Source organism: Pseudomonas sp. PDM25 (assembly GCF_019219045.1).
GTDB lineage: Bacteria > Pseudomonadota > Gammaproteobacteria > Pseudomonadales > Pseudomonadaceae > Aquipseudomonas.
Map to the genome: position 1 here is coordinate 450586 of NZ_JAHUWL010000005.1, position 7692 is coordinate 458277.

Here is a 7692-nt window from a genome sequence, read left to right on the forward strand (position 1 = left end):
CGCTCGGATTTTTCGTATATCCGGGCGTCATGAGCCTGCGTTAGTCTGACCGTTCTTTGCTGTCTGCCGAGCTTTCCATGCCTGACCTGCTTGACCGCTACCCGCTGACGGCGGGCACTTATCACGAACTGCTCGACGACAGCGGCGCCGTGCGCCCGCATTGGCGTCGGTTGTTCGACCATTTGCAACGCTGCACGCCAACGCAATTGGTGCAGCGTCAGGCGCTGCTGACCCGGCAGATCCAGGAAAACGGCGTGACCTATAACGTCTACGCCGATCCCAAGGGGGCGGATCGACCTTGGGAGCTTGATCTGCTGCCGCACGTGATTGCAGCTGATGAATGGCAGCAGTTATCGGCCGGAATCGCCCAGCGGGCACGCTTGCTCAATGCTGTGCTGGCAGATCTGTACGGCCCGCAACGGTTAATCGCTGAGGGTCTGCTGCCTGCCGAGCTGGTTTTCGGTCACAACAATTTCCTCTGGCCCTGTCAGGGCATTACGCCACCCGACGGGGCTTTTCTGCATCTATACGCCGTGGATCTGGCGCGTACGCCTGACGGCCGTTGGTGGGTCACGGCGGATCGGACGCAAGCACCGTCCGGCGCCGGTTATGCGTTGGAAAACCGCACCATCGTGTCCCGGGCCTTTCCCGAGCTGTACCGCGACTTGAAAGTGCAGCACCTGGCCGGCTTCTTCCGCACGCTTCAGGAAACCCTGGCCCGTCAGGCGCCGAGTGATGACGAAGCGCCGCTGATCGTGCTGCTGACGCCGGGACGTTTCAACGAAAGCTATTTCGAACACCTCTATTTGGCGCGCCAGCTCGGTTACCCACTGGTAGAGGGCGGCGACCTGACCGTTCGTGATGCCACGGTGTACCTGAAAACCTTGAGCGGACTGCGCCGGGTCCACGCGATCATGCGGCGGCTCGACGATGATTTCTGCGATCCGCTGGAGCTGCGCACTGACTCGGCCCTTGGTGTGCCGGGGTTGCTGGAAGCGGTACGCCGAGGTCGGGTGCTGGTGGCCAACGCCCTCGGTAGCGGCGTGCTGGAGTCGCCGGGGTTATTGGGCTTCCTGCCGAAGATCAATCAATTCCTGTTCGGTGAAGAATTGATCCTGCCTTCCATCGCGACCTGGTGGTGCGGTGAAGCGCCGGTGCTGGCCCAGGCACTGGAAAAATTGCCGGAGTTGTTGATCAAACCGGCTTTCCCGTCACAGAGCTTTGCTCCGGTATTTGGCCGTGATTTGAGTGAAAAACAGCGTCAGGAACTGGCTGAGCGCATGCAGGCCCGGCCTTATGCCTATGTCGCGCAAGAATTGGCTCAGCTTTCTCAAGCGCCGATCTGGCAGGCTGAAGACGGTTATCTGCAACCTCGGGCCATTGGCATGCGCGTGTACGCAGTGGCCAGCCGTGAGGGCTATCGGGTGTTGCCCGGCGGTCTTACCCGGGTTGCCGCCGAGGCTGACGCCGAAGTGGTGTCGATGCAGCGCGGTGGCGCGAGCAAAGACACCTGGGTGTTGGGCGATCGCCCGCCGAGCGGTGAGCAATGGAAAACCCAACGCACGATCGGTGTGCACGACCTGGTAAGGCGTGATCCATACCTGCCGTCACGGGTGGTGGAAAACCTGTTCTGGTTCGGCCGTTATTGCGAACGCTGTGATGACAGCGCGCGGCTGCTGCGAATCATGCTGGCGCGGTATGTCGATGGCGATGACCCGCAAGCCCTGGAGGCGGCGGTCGATCTGGGCGAGCGGTTGATGTTGTTGCCCGATGAAGGTGAGTTGCCGGAGCGTTTGCTGGCGGCATTGCTCGGCGATGACTGGTCGTTCAGCCTGCGCTCCAACCTGCAGCGTTTGCAGTGGGCGGCCTCGCAGGTGCGCGGCAAGCTCTCGCGGGAAAACTGGCAAGCGCTGGTGGAGTTGCAGCGCGAAGCCATGGAACTGGAAGCCGAAGAACCGGATTTCGGCGAGTTGCTGGATTTCCTCAACCGTCTGGTGATGTCCCTGGCGGCGTTATCCGGTTTCGCCCTCGACGACATGACCCGGGACGAAGGTTGGCGCTTCCTGATGATCGGGCGCCGGATCGAACGTCTGCAATTTCTCAGCGCCAGCCTGGCGGCATTTCTGCGCGGCGCCGGTGCTTTCGATCAGGCCGGGCTGGAGTGGCTGCTGGAACTGGGCAACAGCAGCATCACCTACCGATCGCGCTATCTGGCGGTGGCGCAATTGATCCCGGTGCTTGACCTGTTGCTGCTCGACGAGCAGAACCCTCACGCCGTGCTGTTTCAGTTGAAACTGGTGACTCGTACCTTGAAGCGCTTGAATGACGACTTCGGTGTGCCTCGCGAAGTGGGGTTGCCGCAGTTGGTGGAACGCCTGGCACAGTTCGATCTGGGATGTCTGGAGAACTCGCTGTTCGGCGCAGCCAGCGTTCGGGCCGCCATTGAGGGGCTGGCCGATCTGTTGCAAGAGATCGCCGACGCCAGCGGGCAAGTGTCGGATCGTCTGGCCTTGCGCCACTTTGCCCACGTCGATGACGTCAGCCAGCGCACGGTGTCCGTCTGATGAGCGCCCATTACCAGATTCTCCATGACACCCATTATCACTACGACAGCCCGGTGTCCCTGGCTCAGCAGCTCGCGCACCTGTGGCCGCGTGCATGTGCCTGGCAGCGCTGCACCGAGCAACAATTGCAGATCAGCCCCGACCCGACGACCCGCCGCGATGAACTGGATGTGTTCGGTAATCCGCTGACCCGGTTGGCGTTCGAGCGGCCTCATGATGAATTGCTGGTCAATGCCCGGCTCACCGTCGAAGTGCTGGCCCGGCCTGCGCTGGATTTCAATCAATCCCCCGCGTGGGAAGAAACCCGCAACGCGCTGACCTACAGCAGTCAGCCGCTTTCCCCCGAATTGCTGGAAGCGTGTCGTTACCGGTTCGAATCGCCCTACGTGCATTTGAAGCGCAACTTCGTCGAGTTTTCCGAAAGCTGCTTTCCATCGGGTCGGCCGCTACTGTTGGGTGTTCAGGCGCTGATGGAGAAGATCTTCAGCGAGTTCACCTTCGATGCCGAGGCGACCCAAGTGGCGACGCCGCTGGTGGAAGTGCTGGAGCGCCGGCGTGGTGTTTGTCAGGACTTCGCTCACCTGATGCTCGCCTGCGTACGCTCCCGTGGGTTGGCGGCGCGGTACATCAGCGGCTACCTGCTGACCCGGCCACCATCGGGCCAGCCGCGCCTGATCGGCGCCGATGCGTCACATGCCTGGGTTTCAGTGTTTTGCCCGGTGCTCGGTTGGGTGGATTTCGACCCGACCAACAACGTGCAGCCGGCGCTGGAACACATCACCTTGGCCTGGGGCCGGGACTTTTCCGATGTATCGCCGTTGCGTGGGGTGATTCTGGGTGGCGGTAATCATGACCCGGAGGTCCGCGTCACAGTGATGCCGCTGGAGTGACCACGATCCACTGTGGGAGCGAGCCTGCTCGCGATAGCGGAGTATCAGTCAAATAATTGCTAAATGTGCCGCCGTCATCGCGAGCAGGCTCGCTCCCACATGGGAATGTGCAAGTCAGTTCTGGAGGGGACATTTCAGATGGGACTGTGAGGGTCAGCAACATCGTTGCTGACCCTGGACACAGATCCGGTGGGCCTGATCAGATCATCGGGCCCTGAGGGTCTCAGGCGTCGGGCGCCTGATCTTTCGGTGCTTCAACAGCGTCTTCTGCGGCCACTTCACCTTCTGCATCCGGGTTCAGTGCGGCGGCTTCTTCTTCAGCTGTAGCTTTCTTGCGCTGAAGTTTTTCCTCTTTCTTCTGCTCCTTGGCCAAGTCTCTCTGACGTTTGGCGAAGGAATAATTGGGTTTAGCCATGGGCGATCCTCTGGGGTCGAAGGTGAGGTTGAGCGGCGCGTATTCTGCCCTGTATCGATGCCCAGCCGTTAGCTGGGTTTTTGCTCGATCCATTTTGGCACCACTGTCGGCTGCCAGGCATCCAGTTCATCAAGCAGGGTTTGCGGCGATTCGCTCACTTGCAGCATGTCACGGTGCGGTTCGCGAACGAAGCCTTCACCGACGATATGATCGAGAAAAGACGTCAACTTGCTGTAGAAACCGTTCACTTCCAGCAGCCCCAGCGGTTTTCCATGATAGCCGAGCTGGCCCCAGGTCCAGACTTCGAACAGTTCTTCCAGCGTGCCCAGGCCGCCGGGCAGGGCGATAAAGGCGTCGCTGAGCTCGGCCATTCGCGCCTTGCGCGCATGCATGCCGTCGACCACTTCCAGGCGAGTCAGGCCGCTGTGACCGATTTCCTTGTCTTTGAGGCTTTGCGGGATGATCCCGATCACTTCACCGCCGGCCGCCAGCGCAGCATCGGCGACGATGCCCATCAGCCCGACGGCGCCACCGCCATAGACCAGAGTCAGCTTACGCTCGGCCAATGCTCGCCCCAAGGCGACAGCCGCTTCACGATAAGCCGGGTTGGTGCCAGTGCTGGCACCGCAAAATACACAAACGGACGCTAAAGACATGCCTTACTCCATGGTCAGGATGGTCACAGAGTAAAGGCAGGCACGCGGCGTTCCAAGGTCTACACTTCGCGTTCAGGTGTTTCAAAGGTTCCGCTGGCGCCACAGGCATAGGCGGCGAGCAAACTGCGCAACAGGCTGTTAAGGGACATGACTGACGCTCCAGATGGGTGAGGACGAGCTGATGATAGGGCCGCCCCAGACGTCTGGCTGGTAGATTGTTTCGATAGGTGTCATAGCCCGAAAGTTGTATACAATTTTTGATTCAGGTCATAGGAACTTGCGAAGTTTTCAGGCAGTCTTCTGTCCATTCGCACTTTTATTAACCCTGCCTTGGAGATTCACCATGTTTGCCAAACTTGTTGCAGTATCCCTGCTGACACTGGCCAGCAGCCAATTGATGGCTGCCGAGTGCAAGGTCACTGTCGACTCGACTGACCAGATGTCCTTCGATACCAAGGAAATCAGCATCGACAAGAGCTGCAAGACGTTCACCGTGGAGCTGAAACACTCCGGCAGCCTGCCGAAAAACGTCATGGGGCATAACTGGGTGCTGAGTAAAACAGCTGATATGCAGCCAATTGCCACCGATGGTCTGAGTGCAGGTATCGAGAAGAACTACCTGAAAGAAGGTGATGCCCGCATTATCGCGCATACCAAAATCATTGGTGCTGGCGAAACGGACTCGGTGACCTTCGACATCTCGAAACTGGCTGCTGGCGAAAGCTACGGTTTCTTCTGCTCGTTCCCGGGCCACATCTCGATGATGAAAGGCACTGTTGTCCTGAAGTGATCGAATCGAACGCATAAAAAAAGCGTCCCAAGTGGACGCTTTTTTTGTGCCTGTCTGTTCGCCCAATCAAGGTGCAAACGGCATCACTCGCTTGTGATGAGTCTTTTTATAGGTGTCGCAGATGATCTTGAACGCTTCCTCGCGCACCGGTTCGCCGTGCAGGAACGCGTCGATCTCGGCATAGGTCACGCCGTGGGACGCTTCATCCGGCTTGCCGGGCGACAAGTCTTCCAGGTCGGCCGTGGGGATTTTTTCCACCAGCGACTCCGGCGCGCCGAAGCTGCGGGCGATGTCCCGGACCTGGTTTTTCACCAGACCGCTCAGTGGAGCCAGGTCGCACGCGCCATCACCGAACTTGGTGAAGAAGCCCATCACCGCTTCCGCTGCGTGGTCAGTGCCGATCACCAGGCCGTGGGCTGCGCCGGCGATAGTGTATTGGGCGACCATGCGCATCCGCGCCTTGGTGTTGCCGAGCACGAAATCCACCGAGACTGCGTGCTTGCCTTCAAACGCTGCGACTTCACTGGCCAGGGATTTGACCGCCGGGCCAATGTTCACGGTGTGGCGCTCGTCCGGGGCGATGAAATCCACCGAGGCCTGGGCGTCGTGTTCGTCGAACTGGGTTTCGTACGGCAGGCGCACGGCGATGAACTTGTAGCTGTTGTCGCCGGTGCGTGTGCGCAGTTCGCGCATGGCACGCTGGGCCAGCAGACCGGCGGTCAGGGAATCGACGCCGCCGCTGATGCCGAGCACCAGGGTCTTGAGCCCGGAATTGACCAGGCAATCCTGGATGAAGGTAATCCGCCGGGTGACTTCAGCCTCGAGGGCGGCCTGGTCGGCGAACGGCGGCTGGACCTTGAGCTGTTCAGCAATCTCACGCTGTTCGGCTTGCATGAATTCACTCCTTGCTTGATGTGCTGGAAATGGCAGCAGGTACTTTGAAAACGTGTCGCAAATAGGCGACGAAATTCGGGTCTTTGCAGTGAGTCTTGCCAGGCTCATCGGAAATCTTTGCCACGGGCTGGCCGTTGCAGGCGGCCATTTTAAGCACGATATTCATCGGTTCGACACCCGGAATATCGCACGTCAGGTTGGTGCCGATACCAAAGCTGACATTGATCCGACCGCGCAGCGCCCGAAAAATCTCCAGGGACCTTGGCATTGTCAGGCTGTCGGAGAACACCAGCGTCTTGCTCATCGGGTCGATACCCAGCTTGTGATAATGCGCGATGGCCTTTTCCGCCCAGAGCACCGGATCCCCGGAATCATGGCGCAGGCCGTCAAACAGTTTGGCGAAGTACAGGTCGAAATCGCTGAGAAAGGCATCGGTGGTGATGCAGTCGGTGAGGGCGATCCCCAAAAGGCCACGGTACTCGCGGACCCAGCAATCGAGGGCGGCAATCTGACTGTCGATCAGCCGCGGGCCGAGTTGCTGATGGGCCATGATCCATTCGTGGGCCATGGTGCCCAACGGTTTCATGTCCAGTTCCCGTGAAAGGTGCACGTTGCTGGTGCCGACAAAACGACCGGGGAAATCGTGCTTGAGCACGTTCACCACTTCTTCCTGCACGCGGTACGAGAAGCGACGACGAGTGCCGAAATCGGCGACCTGCAATTCGGACAATTCCTGCGCGCTGGCGTTGGCGGTGAGCCAGTCGAACTTGCGGTAGAGCTGCTCACGCGCCTGTTCCAGGACGACTTCACGGTAGCGATAGCGGTTGCGCACCTCGCTGACGATGGACAGCAGCGGCACTTCGAACAGGATCACGTGCAGCCATGGCCCGCGCAGGCGGATGAACAGCTCGCCGTTTTCGATACCGGTGTGGATGTAGCGCAGATTGAAGCGGAACAACCCGAGAAAACGCAGGAAATCCGGCTTCATGAAGCTGATGCGCTCCATGAAGCTCAACTGGTCGGCGCTCAGGCTCAACTCGGCAAGGCGCTCGATCTGGAAGCGGATTTCCGCCAGGTACGGGCGCAAATCTTCACTGTTACGGCAACGAAACTCCCATTCGACTTCCACATTCGGGTAGTTGTGCAGCACCGCCTGCATCATCGTCAGTTTGTAGAAGTCGGTGTCGAGCAGGTTCTGCACGATGCGATCGCCAAACACGCTCTCGCTCATAACGGGGGTTCTCCAGGCTGGCCGCGGCCCGTGGCAGCGACGTTGCAGCTGTTTCAATGAATGGGGCTAGTGGCGCATATCAGCAGTAAGGATTGCCAGTGATTTTTTAAACCGCCACGGTTTACTGTGGGAGATTCTATGGTTGAGGGAAAGCCCTCAACTGGCTTTTGGCTGATATTCGCTTTGCCCTTTCAGCAAGGCGAATACCACCCGAGCAAGCTTGCGAGCCAGCATCACCAGCGCCTGAGTGGT

Annotated in this window: 7 protein-coding genes and 1 pseudogene; 3 read left to right on the plus strand and 5 right to left on the minus strand. The window is 59.4% G+C overall.

Features of this window, described 5'->3' with window-relative positions:
* The first annotated feature begins 77 nt into the window (after positions 1-77).
* Together KW848_RS12300 and KW848_RS12305 are read left to right on the plus strand one after the other, a co-directional pair.
* Positions 78-2564: a circularly permuted type 2 ATP-grasp protein gene (locus tag KW848_RS12300; RefSeq protein ID WP_218536971.1), complete on the plus strand. Its 2487-nt coding sequence runs from the start codon at positions 78-80 to the stop codon at positions 2562-2564.
* A complete protein-coding gene (locus KW848_RS12305; protein ID WP_192409989.1) occupies positions 2564-3454 on the plus strand; it encodes a transglutaminase family protein in 891 nt (296 codons plus the stop codon). The genes KW848_RS12300 and KW848_RS12305 overlap by 1 nt, the downstream gene beginning before the upstream one ends.
* Before the next feature lie 223 nt (positions 3455-3677).
* Here KW848_RS12305 and KW848_RS12310 read toward each other — a convergent pair whose 3' ends face one another.
* Both KW848_RS12310 and KW848_RS12315 read right to left on the minus strand, forming a co-directional pair.
* Positions 3678-3869 carry a hypothetical protein gene (locus tag KW848_RS12310; protein WP_008157021.1) on the minus strand — a complete coding sequence of 64 codons (192 nt, stop codon included), beginning with the start codon at positions 3867-3869 and terminating at the stop codon, positions 3678-3680.
* A gap of 68 nt (positions 3870-3937) precedes the next feature.
* Positions 3938-4525, minus strand: coding sequence for a TIGR00730 family Rossman fold protein (locus tag KW848_RS12315; RefSeq protein WP_008157022.1), 588 nt, complete (start codon positions 4523-4525; stop codon positions 3938-3940).
* 343 nt (positions 4526-4868) lie between these two features.
* On the opposite strand from KW848_RS12315, the gene azu reads away from it, so the two are divergent.
* Entirely contained in the window at positions 4869-5315 is a 447-nt protein-coding gene (gene azu / locus KW848_RS12320; protein WP_111449246.1) for an azurin, read from the plus strand.
* A 66-nt stretch (positions 5316-5381) separates the two neighbouring features.
* Here the strand turns inward: azu and nadE are convergent, their stop codons facing one another.
* The 3 genes and pseudogenes from nadE to KW848_RS31785 form a co-directional block, all read right to left on the minus strand.
* Positions 5382-6209, minus strand: coding sequence for an ammonia-dependent NAD(+) synthetase (gene nadE, locus KW848_RS12325; protein WP_111449245.1), 828 nt, complete (start codon positions 6207-6209; stop codon positions 5382-5384).
* A 4-nt stretch (positions 6210-6213) separates the two neighbouring features.
* Positions 6214-7440: a nicotinate phosphoribosyltransferase gene (gene pncB / locus KW848_RS12330; RefSeq protein ID WP_192409991.1), complete on the minus strand. Its 1227-nt coding sequence runs from the start codon at positions 7438-7440 to the stop codon at positions 6214-6216.
* 156 nt (positions 7441-7596) lie between these two features.
* Positions 7597-7692: pseudogene (locus KW848_RS31785) on the minus strand (IS110 family transposase); the annotation flags it as partial.